This is a genomic window from Celeribacter sp. SCSIO 80788, assembly GCF_051054295.1.
In the GTDB taxonomy this organism is placed as follows: Bacteria; Pseudomonadota; Alphaproteobacteria; order Rhodobacterales; family Rhodobacteraceae; genus Celeribacter.
Genome location: NZ_CP150482.1, coordinates 1,105,105 through 1,118,231, shown reverse-complemented (window position 1 = coordinate 1,118,231; position 13,127 = coordinate 1,105,105). Strand labels below are relative to the sequence as shown.

The following is a 13,127-nucleotide window of genomic DNA, read 5'->3' as shown; positions in this document are numbered from 1 at the left end:
GAGAAACGTCCGCCTTCTTTGGAAAGTTCCGAACGGAACGAAAGGCGCTTAGCGTCGCAGCCCTGTGCCGATGTCGTTCAAAATCGCCTCGATGCCCAGAGGCACGGCGGTCTTGTCTTCCTGCACGGAGGCGACGATGGCATCGAACCGGGCGCGCAACTCGTCCTTTTCCTTGCCTTTGCAATCGTTCCAAGGTCGGCCCTGAAGCCCCATGACGATGCAGTAATAGCCGATAAAATGGGGGCGGGTGCCATGCGCCAGCAAGTGCCTGTACGCGGCATCCGCCCCCATTTCACGGAGCTCCTCGGCGGAGGTGATCCCGGCCCGCGCGAAACTAGCGTCCGATGCGGGGCCGAGGTTGCGGATGGAAGAGACGGGTGTCGGCATGGGCGTCCAGGGAACTGCGAGACAGGCGGATGTCGCAACTGTCCCGCAGCTTCGGGGGCGCGTCAAGCAAAGCCCGACCCGGTTGGTTCAGATCATCGCCCAATCGATGAAGGTCGGATGCGGCATGTGACGGGCGGCGACGGTCGGGATCTCACTCATGGTGATGGGCGCGCGCTGTTGCGGCAGGGGCCGTTGATAGGCGAGCGGCGGAACGGGGGGCGGATGTTGGAGCTGCTCAGTGTCTTTCGGGTGCATGGCGTCTCTCCTCGAAATTCGTGTGCCACGGAGTGTGCCGTGACACAGGTTACATTCTGCTGAGAGTGCGTGGCGAAATGTGGGGCAGAAATGCGAAAAACCCGGGCGATTTGTCCGGGTTTTTAGATAAATTTTAGGGAAATCGAGTCGGTGGTCTTCAGGCCGGTTTCACGACCGTGTCGAGCGCATGCAGCGTTGCCAGAAGCGGGCCGAGGTCTTCGATGCGGAGCATATTCGGCCCGTCGGAGGGCGCATTGTCCGGGTCTTCATGGGTCTCGATGAACAGCCCCGCGACGCCCACGGCGACGGCGGCGCGCGCCAGAACGGGGACCATGGTGCGGTCGCCGCCTGTGGAGGTGCCGTTGCCGCCCGGTTGCTGGACCGAATGGGTGGCGTCCATGATCACCGGATAGCCGGTTTCGGCCATGCGCGGCAGGCCACGGAAATCGCTCACCAGCGTGTTGTAGCCGAAAGAGGTGCCGCGTTCGCAGAGCATGATTTTGTCATTGCCGGTGGAGGCGAGCTTGGCGGCGACGTTGTCCATGTCCCAGGGCGCAAGGAACTGGCCTTTCTTGACGTTGATCGCCTTTCCGGTTTCGCCGGCGGCGAGCAAAAGATCGGTCTGGCGGCACAGAAAGGCGGGGATTTGCAGGATGTCGACCGCTTCGGCGGCCATGGCGCAATGGGCGGGTTCGTGTACGTCGGTGATCACCGGGCAGCCGAATTCCTCGCGGATTTTCGACAGGATGGTGAGGCCCTTTTCGGCGCCCAGACCCCGCTTGCCCGACAGCGAGCTGCGGTTCGCCTTGTCATAGGAGCCTTTGAACACAAAGCCGGTGCCGGTCGGTGCGCAGGCTTCGGCGATCTTCTCGGCCAGCATGCGGGCGTGATCGAGGCTTTCCAACTGGCACGGACCGGCAATGAGGCCGAAGGGTTTGGCGTTGGAAAAGGTGACATTTCCGATGGCGACATCTTTGGCGGTCATGTCGGGCTCCTTTGTGGCAGGTCTGGCGTCCCTATCCCATGAAGCGGGGGGCTGGCGCAAGTCCGAGCGACAGCGGGCAGGGCGCTTGCGCGGAAAGCGGCGCTGGGGCAGAACAGTCCTATGAGTGAAGAACTTGATGACGAGACGCGGCTCCGGTTGCGGATTTATTTCGGCGCGCGGCTGATGCTCGGGCCGGGCAAGGCGGATTTGCTCGAAGGCATTCGCGACACTGGCTCGATTGCGGCGGCGGGGCGGGCGATGGCGATGAGCTACAAACGCGCCTGGTCGCTGGTCGAGGAGATGAACGCCGCGTTCAAAGAGCCGCTGGTGGCCTCCGCGCGAGGCGGAAGCAAGGGAGGTGGCGCGCATCTGACGGAGACAGGCGAGGCGGTTTTGACGCAATATCGGGCCATTCTGGCGGAGGTCGAGGCGGCATCGGAGGCGCGGATTGCCGTAATCCGGGGGATGCTGGCGGAACGTGACGATATGCGTCTCGATATGTCCGAAGGGAAATAACGCTTGCCCCTTCCTGCATGTGTTGCGATATGTTTGTGCAAACATATCCATGCTCAGGGAGTTCCCATGTCCGTTTCTTTCCCCCGTCGCGCTTTGGCGCTTGCAGCCGTTTCGGCCTTTGCCCCTCTGACGGCCCATGCCGAAGAGATCACCGTCTTCGCCGCCGCCAGCATGACCAATGCGCTGGCCGAGATCGAAGAGAAATTCGAGGCCGAGACGGGCCACAGCCTTGCGATTTCACTGGCGGGGTCTTCGGCACTGGCGCGCCAGATCCAACAGGGGGCTCCGGCGGATATTTTCATCTCTGCCAATCCGGGCTGGATGGACACGCTTGAGGAAGAGGGGCTTGTGGAACCGGGCACGCGGTTCGATTTGCTGAACAATTCCATCGTGCTGATCGCGGCAGGCGATGCCGATGCGGTGGAGATCACCCCCGATCTCGATCTGGCGGGGCTTCTGGACGGCGGGCGTCTGGCGATGGCGCTGGTCGATGCGGTGCCTGCCGGGATTTACGGCAAGGCCTCGCTCGAAACGCTCGGGCTTTGGGACGATGTCGAGGCGCAGGTGGCGCAGGCCGACAATGTGCGGGCGGCTCTGGCGCTCGTGGCCACCGGCGAAGCGCCTTATGGCATCGTCTACGCCACCGATGCGGCGGCGGAAGCGGGCGTGACCGTGGTCGGCACGTTCCCGGCAGACAGCCACCCGGCGATTGTCTATCCTGCTGCCGATCTGGCGAACCGCGATGTGCCGGCCGAGGCGGAGTTCCTTGAGTATCTCAAGGGGGCCGAGGCGCGTGCGGCGTTCGAGCGTCAGGGCTTTGTGGTCGTCGCGGACTAAAGGGGACGTCTTTGCTGGACTGGTTGGGACCGGAAGAATGGGCGGCGGTGCGCCTGTCGTTGCGCGTCGCCTTTTGGGCGGTGGCGGCGAGCCTGCCTTTGGGCATTTTCACCGCCTATGCTCTGGCGCGCTGGTCCTTTCCGGGTAAGCAATTGCTCAATGGAATCGTGCATCTGCCGCTGATCCTGCCGCCGGTCGTCACGGGCTATATGCTGCTTTTGACCTTCGGGGTGAAAGGGCCTGTGGGCAGCGTTCTCCATCAAATCGGCATCACCTTTGCCTTTCGTTGGGAAGGCGCGGCGCTGGCCGCCGGCGTCATGGCCTTTCCGCTCATGGTGCGGGCGATCCGGCTGTCGATCGAGGCGGTGGATGTGAAACTGGAACAGGCGGGGGCCACTCTGGGCGCCTCGCCATTCTGGGTGTTTCTGACCGTGACTCTGCCGATGACCTTGCCGGGGATCGTGGCGGGGGCCATTCTGGCCTTTGCCAAGGCGATGGGAGAGTTCGGCGCGACGATCACCTTTGTCTCCAACATTCCCGGCCAGACCCGCACCATCCCCTCGGCGATCTATGCTTTCCTGCAAGTGCCGGGCGGCGAAGGTTCGGCGATGAAACTGGTGCTTGTGTCGGTGGCGGTCGCGATGGCGGCGCTGTTGATGTCTGAAATCCTCGCCCGACGTGTGGCGGATCGGGTGGGGGGCAAGTGATGTTATCGGTTGATCTGCACCATGCGTTTGCGGGCTTTACGCTGGAGGCGCGGTTCGAGGCCCCGCCGGGGCTGACCGTGCTGTTTGGCGCTTCGGGGTCGGGCAAGACCACGGTGATCAACGCGGTGGCGGGGCTGTTGCGCCCGGATCGCGGGCGGATTGCGGTTGGGGAGTGGACCCTGCTCGACACCGCCGCCGGGCTGCGGCTCAAACCGCATCAGCGCCGTCTGGGCTATATCTTTCAGGACGCGCGGCTGTTCCCGCATCTGACGGTCCGGCAAAATCTGAACTACGGTGCATGGTTCGCGCCGAAACACGCGCCGCGCGAGGACATGGGGCGGGTGGTCGAGCTTTTGGGGATCGGGCCGCTTCTGGACCGCCGCCCCGGCGCGCTCTCGGGCGGTGAAAAGCAGCGGGTCGCCATAGGACGGGCGCTTTTGTCTGCGCCGAAACTGATCCTCGCGGACGAGCCTTTGTCGGCCCTGGATGAGACCCGAAAGGCGGAGATTCTGCCCTATTTCGAGCGATTGCGCGACGAGGTGGCGGTGCCGATCCTCTATGTCAGCCATTCCGCCAGCGAGGTGGCGCGGCTTGCGACCACGGTTGTCGTCATGGAGGGCGGCAAGGTGGTGCGGCAAGGGGCGGCGGCGGAGGTTTTGGGCGATCCGGACGTTTTGCCGATGGGCGCGCGGGAGGCGGGGGCGGTGCTGACCGTGACGGTGAAGACGCATCACGCCGACGGGCTGACCGAATTGGACGCGGGCGGAGAGCCGCTCTTTCTGCCGCAGATTGCCCAAGCGCCGGGGCAAAAGGTTCGGGTGCGCATCGCGGCCCATGATGTGATCCTGTCGCGGCAAAGGCCGGAGGGGCTTTCGGCGCTCAACATCCTGTCGGGGGTGGTGCATCAGATGCAGCCGCATGAGGGGGCGGTGATCGTGGCCATCGACACGCAAGCGGGCCGGGTTCTGGCGCGGATCACCGGGCGCTCGGCACAGGCGCTCGATCTCGCGCCGGGCGTGGCGATCCATGCCATCGTCAAGACGGTGGCGGTGGCCTCCTCCGACATCGGCGCGGTGGCGGCGCAGACTTAGGTCTTCACCACGCCGCGTTTTTCCAGCTCCTTGCGCAGCCCCTCGGGCGCGGCATAGCCCCAGCCGGGGTAACGGTCGCAGATCACCTCCATCATCTGGCGGATCGGGCGCGAACTGTCGTCGCGGCGAAAGCTCATGAAGATCGGCGAGGTGGCATGTTCGACGAGGGGGCGAAAGCACAGCCCTTCCATGCGCGCGCGCTGCACCGCCTCGGGCACCATGGCGATGCCTTCCTCGGCGGCCACAAGCCCGATGGCGATGTGCAATTCGCGCGCCTCATGGGCGATGTTGGGCGAGATGCCGTGATCGTGGAACACGGCGAGCACCTGATCGGCAAAGCTCGGGCGCGGCTGGCTTGGATAAAGGATTTGCGGCTCCTGCGCGATGCGCGCGAGCGGCAGCGGGCCGTCTTCCTGCGCCAGCGGATGGGTTTCGGGCATGGCGACGAGCATGTCCTCCTCGCGCAGGAGCACGCGGGTGATCGCAGGATCTTCGAACCGCTGCGTGCCGAAACCGGCGTCGATCCGGCCTTCCTTGAGGGCGGGGATTTGCTCCAGACTGCTCATCTCGATCAGGTTGATGTCGACGTCCTGCGCCACTTTGCGAAAGCCGCGGATGAGCGCCGGAAACCGCCCGTACATGGTCGAGGCGACGAAGCCGAAGACAACGCTTTGCCGACCGGAATGGGCGGAACGCTCGATCATCTTCTTGGCGGCCTCGGCATGGGCGAGAATTTGCTCCGCCTGTTTGAAAAAAAGCCGCCCCGGTGCGGTGAGTTTCAGGGGGCGAACCGTGCGGTCGATCAGCTCGGTGCCCATTTCGGCCTCCAACATCTGGATCTGGCGACTGAGCGGCGGTTGGGCCATGTGCAGTTTTTCGGCGGCGCGGGAAAAATTCCGCTCGCTGGCGACCGCTACGAAATAGCGAAGCTGGCGCATCTCCATACTATACCCTCCCCGTATAGAAACAGATGAACTTGGTCTTGGATTTTTTACCCCATGACCCGCACAGTGGTCCAATCTTGTTTGGATGTGGCGGCTGGAGGAGCGGCCGTCAGGGAGGTATCATCAGATACCAAAAAGGTCTCAAGAGGCGTGACTGGGCCTCTTCTCCCCCGTTTCGGGGGCCGGGTTTTTGCATGCTGTCGTCAGGCGGCTTGCCGGATCCGGGGCTCTTTCCGCCGATCCGAACGGGACAGCAAACGTGCCATCGCGCACGCGCCAAAACGGAGGAGAACGCATGACCACCACGCTCAGAGACCGCATCGCGGGGGCCGTCGAGGAAGACGAAAACGGCATCCATCGCTGCCGCCGGGATATTTTCACCGACGCAGAGATTTACGATCTGGAGATGAAGCATATTTTCGAAAACGGTTGGGTGTATCTGGCCCATGAGAGCCAGATCCCGGAGCCGAACGACTATTTCACCACCTGGATCGGCCGGGTTCCGATTGTCATCACCCGCGACAAAGAGGGCGAGCTCCACGCGGTGATCAACGCCTGTGCGCATCGCGGTGCGACGCTCTGCCGCCGCAAGCATGGCAACAAATCGAGCTTCACCTGCCAGTTCCACGGCTGGACATTTTCCAACACCGGCAAGCTCTTGAAGGTCAAAGACGGCAAGACCGGCGGCTACCCGGAAGGCTTCAACAAGGACGGCGCGCACAACCTCAAAGCGGTCGCCAAATTCGAGAGCTACAAGGGCTTTCTGTTTGGCAGCCTGAATGCCGATGTGCCCTCGCTCGATGCGCATCTGGGCGAGACCAAGGTGATCATCGACCAGATCGTCGATCAGGCGCCCAACGGGCTTGAGGTGCTGCGCGGCAATTCGAGCTATACGTTCGATGGCAACTGGAAGCTCCAGATGGAGAACGGCGCGGACGGCTATCACGTCAGCTCGGTGCACTGGAACTACGCGGCCACCATGGGCCACCGCAAGGACGAGGGCACGCAGGCGGTGGACGCCAACGGCTGGTCGAAAAGCGTCGGCGGGGTGTACGGGTTCGAGCGCGGGCATATCCTTCTGTGGACCCGGACGCTGAACCCCGAAGTGCGCCCGGTCTGGAACCACCGCGAGGAGCTTGAGGCGCGTCTCGGCAAGGAGAAGACCGAGTTCATCACCACCCAGACCCGCAACCTTGCGCTCTATCCGAACGTCTATCTGATGGATCAGTTCTCGACGCAAATCCGCGTGGTGCGCCCGATCAGCGTCGATAAGACGGAGATCACCATCTACTGTTTCGCCCCGGTGGGCGAGGCCCCGGAAGAGCGCGCGACGCGTCTGCGCCAGTATGAGGATTTCTTCAACGTCTCCGGCATGGGCACGCCCGACGATCTTGAGGAATTCCGCGCCTGTCAGACGGCCTATGCCGCCGCCGACGGGGTGTGGAACGACCTGAGCCGGGGCGCGACGCGCTGGATCGACGGGCCGGATGACAACGCCAAGGCGATGGGGATGACCCCGATCCTGAGCGGCATCCGCTCCGAGGACGAGGGGCTGTTCGTGCGCCAGCATGAATATTGGTCCGGGCTGTTGATCGAGGCGCTCGACAAGGAGGCGGCCGCGCCGGTCTCCGCTGGTGAGGAGGTGATGGCATGAACGCGTTTGTGAAATCCGATCTCGAACAGATCGCCGCCTTTCTCTACCTGGAAGCCCGGCTTCTCGATGACCGCGACTGGGACGCTTGGCTTGAATGCTACGCGCCGGAGGCCACCTTCTGGATGCCGTCCTGGGACGATGACGACCAGCTTGTCGAAGACCCGCAATCGCAGGTCTCGCTGATCTATTACCCGAACCGTCAGGGGCTTGAGGATCGGGTGTTCCGGATCAAGACCGAACGCTCGGGCGCGACCATGCCGGAGCCGCGCACCAATCACATGATCACCAATATCGAGATCGTCGAGCGGCGCGAGCAGGACCTCGATCTGCGGTTCAACTGGCACACGCTGAGCCATCGCTACCAGACCACGATGAGCTTTTTCGGCACCTCTTATTATACGCTCGACCTGTCGGGCGAGGCGCCGAAAATCACCGCCAAAACCGTGGTGCTGAAGGATGATTACATCCATCAGGTCATCGACGTGTACCACGTCTGAGGAGGGCGACATGAGCTATCGCATTGCCCTCAATTTCGAGGACGGGGTGACCCGTGTGATCGACTGCAACCCGATGGAAACCGTGATGGACGCGGCTTACCGGCAAAAGGTGAACCTGCCGGTGGATTGCTCCGACGGGGTCTGTGGCACCTGCAAATGCCGCTGCGAGGAAGGCGCCTTTGACATGGGCGACGACTATCTCGAAGAGGCGCTTTCGGACGAGGAAGCAGCCGAAGGGCTGGTCCTCTCGTGCCAGATGGTGCCGGAAAGCGACTGCGTGGTCTCCGTGCCGGTGCCGTCGTCAAGCTGCAAGCTCGGGCCGTCGGTCTTCTCGGGCGAGATCACCACGCTCGAACAGGTCTCTCCCAGCACGATCGTGTTGGGGGTGACGCTGCCGAACCCGGAGGCGCTCGATTTCCTGCCCGGTCAATACGTCAATATTGCCGTGCCGGGGCTGGGCGTGACGCGCTCCTATTCCTTCAGCTCGGCGCCGGGGGCGGATGAGGCGATGTTCCTCATTCGCAACGTGCCGGGCGGGGCGATGAGCCGCTATCTGACCGAGGTCGCGAAACCTTGCGATACGCTGGAGTTCACCGGCCCGTTCGGCAGTTTCTTCCTGCGCGAACGCAAGCGCCCGGTGGTGATGCTGGCGGGCGGCACGGGGCTTGCGCCTCTGCTGTCGATGCTGGAGGTCATGGCGACCAGGGGCGAGACGGAGACGCCGGTGCATCTGATCTATGGCGTGACCTCGGACAGCGATCTGGTCGAAACGGCCCGGATCGAGGCGCTGGCGGCGCGTTTGCCCAATCTCACATGGGCCGCGACCGTGGCGGATGCGGCCAGTAGCCATCCGCTCAAGGGCTATGTCACGCACCATCTGAGCGACGCGCAGCTCAACCACGGCGAGATCGACCTCTACCTCTGCGGCCCGCCGCCGATGGTCGAGGCGGTGCGCGGATTTCTCAAGGACAAGGGCGTCACGCCCGCCAGTTTCCATTACGAGAAATTCACCCCGAATGCGGCGGAGGAGGCGGCATGATCTGCCCCGGCAGGTTTGCGGGCAAGGTCATGGTCATCACCGGCGCGGCTCAAGGCATCGGTCGGGGCGTCGCCGCCCGGGCCTGTGCCGAGGGGGCGGATGTGGTCCTGGCCGACCGGGCGGAGTTCGTGGCCGAGGTGGCCGATGAGATCGCCGCTTCGGGGCCGGGGCGCGCCATATCCGTGGTGGCCGATCTGGAGAGCTATGCGGGTGCTAAGGCCGTCATGGCGGCGGCGATCAAGGCCTTTGGCGGGATCGATATCCTGATCACCGGCGTCGGTGGCGCGATCCGCATGCGGCCCTTCGGGGCGTTCGAGCCGGAGCAGATCTCGGCGGAGATTCAGCGATCCTTGATGCCGACGCTCTGGGCCTGCCATGCGGTTTTGCCGCCACTCCGGGCGCGGGGCGGCGGTGTGATCGTCAATGTCTCCTCCAACGCGACGCGCGGCATCCACCGCGTGCCTTACTCGGCGGCGAAGGGCGGGGTTAACGCCCTGACGGCATCGCTCGCGATGGAGCTGGCGGAGGAGAACATCCGCGTGGTGGCCAGCGCGCCGGGCGGCACAGAAGCGCCGCCGCGCCGGGTGCCGCGCAATGCGGCGGGAGACAGTGCGGCGGAACAGGCGTGGATGGCCGAGGCCGTCGAACAGGTCACCGGCTCCACCATGATGAAGCGCTACGGCACGCTCGATGAGCAGATCGCGCCGATCCTGTTTCTGGCCTCCGAGGACGCGGGCTATATCACCGCTTCGACGCTTATGGTCGCGGGGGGCGATACCGGTTGAGCCAGAGCCTCCATGATTGAGACAACCGGCCTCGCACCCGCGGGGCCGGTCGCCAGACATGTTCAGAGGGAAGGGAGGCCCGGATGAACTTCAAGCAACTCACCTATTTCATCGCCGTCGCCGAGGAATTGCATTTCGGACGCGCGGCGGAACGGCTCGACATGGCGCAACCGCCCTTGAGCCGTCAGATCAAACTTCTGGAGGAAAGCCTCGGCGCGGTGCTGATCAACCGCTCGCGCAACGCGACCTGCCTGACCCAGGCGGGCGAGCGGCTTTTGGAACGTGCCCAATCGATCATGGAGCAGCTCAACGACACGCGGCTTGAGGTCAAGCGGCTCGGGCAGGGGGCGGAGGGGCGGCTGCGCGTGGGGTTTGTCGGCTCGGCGACCTTTGGCATCCTGCCCAATATCCTGAAATCCTACCGCGCGGCCTATCCGGATGTGAATCTGAGCCTCATTCCGATGAACAATGCGAAACTGCACCGGGCGCTGGTGACGCGCGAGATCGACGTGGCGCTGACCCGTCCGGCGCTTCAGGACAGCGATATTCTGACGCGCAATCTCACGGAGGAGGATCTGATCGCGGCGGTGCCGGATACGCTCGACACCGGCGGGCGCAGCGTCGATCTGGCGCAGCTCGGCCGACCGAATTACATCCTCTACCCGGAATATCCACGCCCGAGCTATGCCGATCTTGTGCTCGATTATTGCGAGGCGCAGGGGCTCGACACCTCGCGCCGGGTTTGGACGATGGACATCCAGACAGCCCTCAGCCTCGTGGCGATCGGCGAGGGGATTTGCATCGTGCCCGCCTCGGTCGGCACCGCCGAGCGCAATGGCGTTCGGTTCAAAACCATCCGCAAACCGCTGGGGGTGACGACTCTGGCGCTCAATGCGCGGATCGACGAGCAGGGGGTGCATGTCTGCAATTTCAAACGCATCGCCCAGATGGTGGCGCGCAAGACGAGCTGAACCGCCCGTCCTGCGCTTCTCTGTCACACGCCCAGCCATCTGTGCTGGGCGTCTTCGTCTTTGCGGATCTCGCTTGCGCTGCCGGTCCAGACCACCTGTCCCTTGCTGACCACGACCACGTCGTCGGCAAGCGAAGTGGCAAAGCCGAAATTCTGTTCGACGAGGATCATCGAGAGGCCTTCGTGTTTCAGCTCCATGAGCTTGTCGTGAATGAGCTTGACGATGATCGGCGCGAGGCCTTCGGTCGGCTCATCGAGGATCAAGAGCCGCGGGTTCATCAAAAGCGCACGGGCGATGGCGAGCATCTGCTGTTCGCCGCCCGAGAGCTGCGTGCCGCCGTTCTCCATCCGCTCGCCGAGGCGCGGGAAGAGATCGAGCACGCGGGCCATGGTCCATGGGCTGTCGCTGTCGCCAAAGCGTTTGGCGGTGATCTCAAGGTTCTCGCGCACGGAGAGCGACGGGAAGATGTCGCGGGTTTCCGGCACATAGGCGATGCCCATGCGGGCGATGTCATAGGGCGTCTTGCCCATCGGCTGGCCGTCGAGGGTGATCGTGCCCGCGCGGGTCGGTAAAAGCCCCATGATGGTCTTGAGCGTGGTCGATTTGCCCGCGCCGTTGCGCCCCAGAACGGCCAGAACCCGGCCCTGTTCGGCGCGCAAGGACAGCCCATGCAACACCTGCGTTTCGCCGTAACCGGAGGCGACGGATGTGAGATCAAGCATCTTCCCAGCTCCCCAGATAAATCTCTTTCAAAAGTTTCGACCCGCGCGCTTCTTCCGGCAGCCCGTCGAACACCACCTCGCCGTAGTTCAGAACGGTGATCGTATCGGCCACGTCAAAGGCCAGATCCATGTCATGTTCGATGATCAAAAGCGTCAGATCGCGCGGCAGGTCATTGAGCAGATCGTGAAACCCCTTGGCCATTTCCGGGCCGACGCCGCTTGTGGGTTCGTCCATCAGCAAGACGAGGGGCCGGGTGGCGAGCGCAACCCCCACCTCCAATTGCCGCCTGACGCCATAGCTGACTTCCGAGACCTTCGCATGCAGATAGGGCATAAGGCGCACCTGTTCGGCCACTTCGGCAACGATCTCGCGCACCTCAGGCGTGGCGAGGCTGTCGCCCCAAAGCCGCGTCCCCGCGCCGGTGTGGATCGCGGCGGCGAGGCCGAGGTTTTCCTCGACCGTCAGCCCGTCGAACAGCGTGTTCTTCTGATAGCTCCGCGACAGGCCCCGGCGGGCGCGTTTCGCGACAGGAAGCGCGGTGACGTCCTCGCCCGCCAGCAGAACCGACCCGCTGCTGGGGGTCAGTTCGCCGACCAGAAGGTTGAACAGCGTGGTTTTGCCCGCGCCATTGGGGCCAAGGATGACACGGCGCTCGCCGCGTTCGAGTTTCAGCGAGACGTTCCGGGTGACGTGAACGGCGCCGAAGCTTTTGTCGAGATTGCGGGTCTCAAGCATCGGTGGTGATCTCCTCTGCATCGGATTTGCGGGTCATATCGGAGAGGCGGCGCTCCAGCCGCGCGCCCCAGCGGGCTTCGATCCAGCCGAAGAGGCCATTGGCACGGCTCATCACCACGGCGATCAGCAGGACACCGACGACGAGATGCCAGTGGCTGGTGACATTGCTGACCTCGTGTTTCAGGATGACGAAGGCGGCAGCCCCGATCATCGGGCCGACAAGCGTGCCGAGGCCCCCGAGGATGACGACGACCAGCGCTTCGCCGGAGACGGTCCAGGCCAAGAGGCCGGGCGAGATATACATGACATGCTGGGCCGCGAGCGCGCCAGCGAGGCCTGCGATCATGCCGGAGAGGCCGAAGACATCGGCCTTGACGCGCCAGACGGTCAGCCCGAGCGCACGCATCCGCTGTTCGTTGTGCATGACGCCAGTCAGAGACCGTCCCAGCCCCGAGCGCAGGATCAACACCGCCGCGCCATAGGCCGCGCCCAGAAGCGCGAGGCAGAAGAGCGCAAAGCTGCGGCTGTCGTTCAGATCGAGACCGATGAGCGACAGGTCGATCCGGGGAATGCCGCCCATGCCGTCGTCGCCGCCAAAGAACGGTGCTTCGAACAGGTAGGAATAGGCCATTTGCCCGAAGGCCAGCGTCGCCATGATGAAATAAATGCCATGGGCGCGCGCGCCGATCGCGCCGATCACCCAAGCGGCGGCTCCGGTGACGGCGATCGCGCCGCCCAAGGCCACGGGTGGCGCGAGGCCCGCCTTGGTGGTGAGAATGGCGTAGGCATAAGCGCCGACGCCCATCAGCGCGCCGTGGCACAGTGACACCATGCCACCAAAGCCCGCGACCATGTCGAGCGCGAGGACCAGCATGGCGAGGAGCAGGATTTCGGTCAGGACTTCGAGGCCGAAATAGCCGGCGGTGACGGCTTGGGCGAAGGCGCCCACGGCCAGAAGGATGAGAGCGGTGTAGCGCAGGGCGCTGTGTTGGAACATCGGA

The 13,127-nt window shown here is 64.0% G+C and carries 16 protein-coding genes; 9 read left to right on the top strand and 7 right to left on the bottom strand.

Going from position 1 to position 13,127, the window contains the following annotated elements; translation table 11 throughout:
- Positions 1-48: 48 nt before the first annotated feature.
- The 3 genes from V1471_RS05745 to kdsA all read right to left on the bottom strand — a co-directional run bounded on the left by V1471_RS05745 (position 49) and on the right by kdsA (position 1,627).
- Positions 49-387 (bottom strand): TfoX/Sxy family DNA transformation protein, encoded by a 339-nt coding sequence (locus tag V1471_RS05745; protein WP_434287395.1) that lies wholly within the window; start codon positions 385-387, stop codon positions 49-51.
- An 87-nt stretch (positions 388-474) separates the two neighbouring features.
- Positions 475-642 (bottom strand): hypothetical protein, encoded by a 168-nt coding sequence (locus V1471_RS05740; RefSeq protein WP_434287394.1) that lies wholly within the window; start codon positions 640-642, stop codon positions 475-477.
- A gap of 157 nt (positions 643-799) precedes the next feature.
- Positions 800-1,627: a 3-deoxy-8-phosphooctulonate synthase gene (kdsA, locus tag V1471_RS05735; RefSeq protein WP_434287393.1), complete on the bottom strand. Its 828-nt coding sequence runs from the start codon at positions 1,625-1,627 to the stop codon at positions 800-802.
- Positions 1,628-1,747: 120 nt separating this feature from the next.
- On the opposite strand from kdsA, the gene V1471_RS05730 reads away from it, so the two are divergent.
- The 4 genes from V1471_RS05730 to modC all read left to right on the top strand — a co-directional run bounded on the left by V1471_RS05730 (position 1,748) and on the right by modC (position 4,778).
- A complete protein-coding gene (locus V1471_RS05730) occupies positions 1,748-2,143 on the top strand; it encodes a winged helix-turn-helix domain-containing protein (RefSeq protein WP_434287392.1) in 396 nt (131 codons plus the stop codon).
- Between the two features lie 66 nt (positions 2,144-2,209).
- A complete protein-coding gene (gene modA, locus V1471_RS05725) occupies positions 2,210-2,980 on the top strand; it encodes a molybdate ABC transporter substrate-binding protein (protein WP_434287391.1) in 771 nt (256 codons plus the stop codon).
- Positions 2,981-2,994: 14 nt separating this feature from the next.
- Positions 2,995-3,687, top strand: coding sequence for a molybdate ABC transporter permease subunit (modB, locus tag V1471_RS05720; RefSeq protein ID WP_434290872.1), 693 nt, complete (start codon positions 2,995-2,997; stop codon positions 3,685-3,687).
- Positions 3,687-4,778, top strand: coding sequence for a molybdenum ABC transporter ATP-binding protein (modC, locus tag V1471_RS05715; RefSeq protein ID WP_434287390.1), 1,092 nt, complete (start codon positions 3,687-3,689; stop codon positions 4,776-4,778). Before modB ends, modC begins: the two co-directional genes overlap by 1 nt.
- On the opposite strand, the gene V1471_RS05710 is transcribed toward modC, so the two are convergent.
- Positions 4,775-5,722: a LysR family transcriptional regulator gene (locus tag V1471_RS05710; protein WP_434287389.1), complete on the bottom strand. Its 948-nt coding sequence runs from the start codon at positions 5,720-5,722 to the stop codon at positions 4,775-4,777. The genes modC and V1471_RS05710 overlap by 4 nt on opposite strands.
- 295 nt (positions 5,723-6,017) lie before the next feature.
- Between V1471_RS05710 and V1471_RS05705 the strand changes: the two genes are divergently transcribed.
- From V1471_RS05705 to V1471_RS05685, 5 genes are all read left to right on the top strand, one after another.
- Positions 6,018-7,376, top strand: a complete 1,359-nt coding sequence (locus tag V1471_RS05705; RefSeq protein ID WP_434287388.1) for a Rieske 2Fe-2S domain-containing protein — start codon at positions 6,018-6,020, stop codon at positions 7,374-7,376.
- A complete protein-coding gene (gene benB / locus V1471_RS05700) occupies positions 7,373-7,873 on the top strand; it encodes a benzoate 1,2-dioxygenase small subunit (RefSeq protein ID WP_434287387.1) in 501 nt (166 codons plus the stop codon). Before V1471_RS05705 ends, benB begins: the two co-directional genes overlap by 4 nt.
- A 10-nt stretch (positions 7,874-7,883) precedes the next feature.
- A complete protein-coding gene (gene benC, locus V1471_RS05695; protein WP_434287386.1) occupies positions 7,884-8,912 on the top strand; it encodes a benzoate 1,2-dioxygenase electron transfer component BenC in 1,029 nt (342 codons plus the stop codon).
- Positions 8,909-9,697: a benzoate diol dehydrogenase BenD gene (gene benD, locus V1471_RS05690; RefSeq protein WP_434287385.1), complete on the top strand. Its 789-nt coding sequence runs from the start codon at positions 8,909-8,911 to the stop codon at positions 9,695-9,697. The genes benC and benD overlap by 4 nt, the downstream gene beginning before the upstream one ends.
- An 83-nt stretch (positions 9,698-9,780) precedes the next feature.
- Positions 9,781-10,668 carry a LysR family transcriptional regulator gene (locus tag V1471_RS05685; RefSeq protein ID WP_434287384.1) on the top strand — a complete coding sequence of 296 codons (888 nt, stop codon included), beginning with the start codon at positions 9,781-9,783 and terminating at the stop codon, positions 10,666-10,668.
- A gap of 23 nt (positions 10,669-10,691) precedes the next feature.
- On the opposite strand, the gene V1471_RS05680 is transcribed toward V1471_RS05685, so the two are convergent.
- Genes V1471_RS05680 through V1471_RS05670 form a run of 3 tightly spaced genes read right to left on the bottom strand, consistent with a single transcriptional unit; the run spans position 10,692 to position 13,123 of the window.
- On the bottom strand, positions 10,692-11,390 hold the full coding sequence (locus V1471_RS05680) for an ABC transporter ATP-binding protein (protein ID WP_434287383.1): 699 nt from the start codon (positions 11,388-11,390) through the stop codon (positions 10,692-10,694).
- On the bottom strand, positions 11,383-12,126 hold the full coding sequence (locus tag V1471_RS05675; RefSeq protein ID WP_096804850.1) for an ABC transporter ATP-binding protein: 744 nt from the start codon (positions 12,124-12,126) through the stop codon (positions 11,383-11,385). Before V1471_RS05675 ends, V1471_RS05680 begins: the two co-directional genes overlap by 8 nt.
- Complete coding sequence (locus V1471_RS05670; RefSeq protein ID WP_434287382.1) at positions 12,119-13,123, bottom strand: branched-chain amino acid ABC transporter permease; 1,005 nt, start codon at positions 13,121-13,123, stop codon at positions 12,119-12,121. Before V1471_RS05670 ends, V1471_RS05675 begins: the two co-directional genes overlap by 8 nt.
- Between the last annotated feature and the right edge of the window lie 4 nt (positions 13,124-13,127).

Coding starts and splice junctions, on each gene's coding strand:
- V1471_RS05745 (WP_434287395.1), bottom strand. CDS start 387: ATGCCGACACCCGTCTCTTCCATCCGCAACCTCGGCCCCGCATCGGAC.
- V1471_RS05740 (WP_434287394.1), bottom strand. CDS start 642: ATGCACCCGAAAGACACTGAGCAGCTCCAACATCCGCCCCCCGTTCCG.
- kdsA (WP_434287393.1), bottom strand. CDS start 1,627: ATGACCGCCAAAGATGTCGCCATCGGAAATGTCACCTTTTCCAACGCC.
- V1471_RS05730 (WP_434287392.1), top strand. CDS start 1,748: ATGAGTGAAGAACTTGATGACGAGACGCGGCTCCGGTTGCGGATTTAT.
- modA (WP_434287391.1), top strand. CDS start 2,210: ATGTCCGTTTCTTTCCCCCGTCGCGCTTTGGCGCTTGCAGCCGTTTCG.
- modC (WP_434287390.1), top strand. CDS start 3,687: ATGTTATCGGTTGATCTGCACCATGCGTTTGCGGGCTTTACGCTGGAG.
- V1471_RS05710 (WP_434287389.1), bottom strand. CDS start 5,722: ATGGAGATGCGCCAGCTTCGCTATTTCGTAGCGGTCGCCAGCGAGCGG.
- V1471_RS05705 (WP_434287388.1), top strand. CDS start 6,018: ATGACCACCACGCTCAGAGACCGCATCGCGGGGGCCGTCGAGGAAGAC.
- benB (WP_434287387.1), top strand. CDS start 7,373: ATGAACGCGTTTGTGAAATCCGATCTCGAACAGATCGCCGCCTTTCTC.
- benC (WP_434287386.1), top strand. CDS start 7,884: ATGAGCTATCGCATTGCCCTCAATTTCGAGGACGGGGTGACCCGTGTG.
- benD (WP_434287385.1), top strand. CDS start 8,909: ATGATCTGCCCCGGCAGGTTTGCGGGCAAGGTCATGGTCATCACCGGC.
- V1471_RS05685 (WP_434287384.1), top strand. CDS start 9,781: ATGAACTTCAAGCAACTCACCTATTTCATCGCCGTCGCCGAGGAATTG.
- V1471_RS05680 (WP_434287383.1), bottom strand. CDS start 11,390: ATGCTTGATCTCACATCCGTCGCCTCCGGTTACGGCGAAACGCAGGTG.
- V1471_RS05675 (WP_096804850.1), bottom strand. CDS start 12,126: ATGCTTGAGACCCGCAATCTCGACAAAAGCTTCGGCGCCGTTCACGTC.
- V1471_RS05670 (WP_434287382.1), bottom strand. CDS start 13,123: ATGTTCCAACACAGCGCCCTGCGCTACACCGCTCTCATCCTTCTGGCC.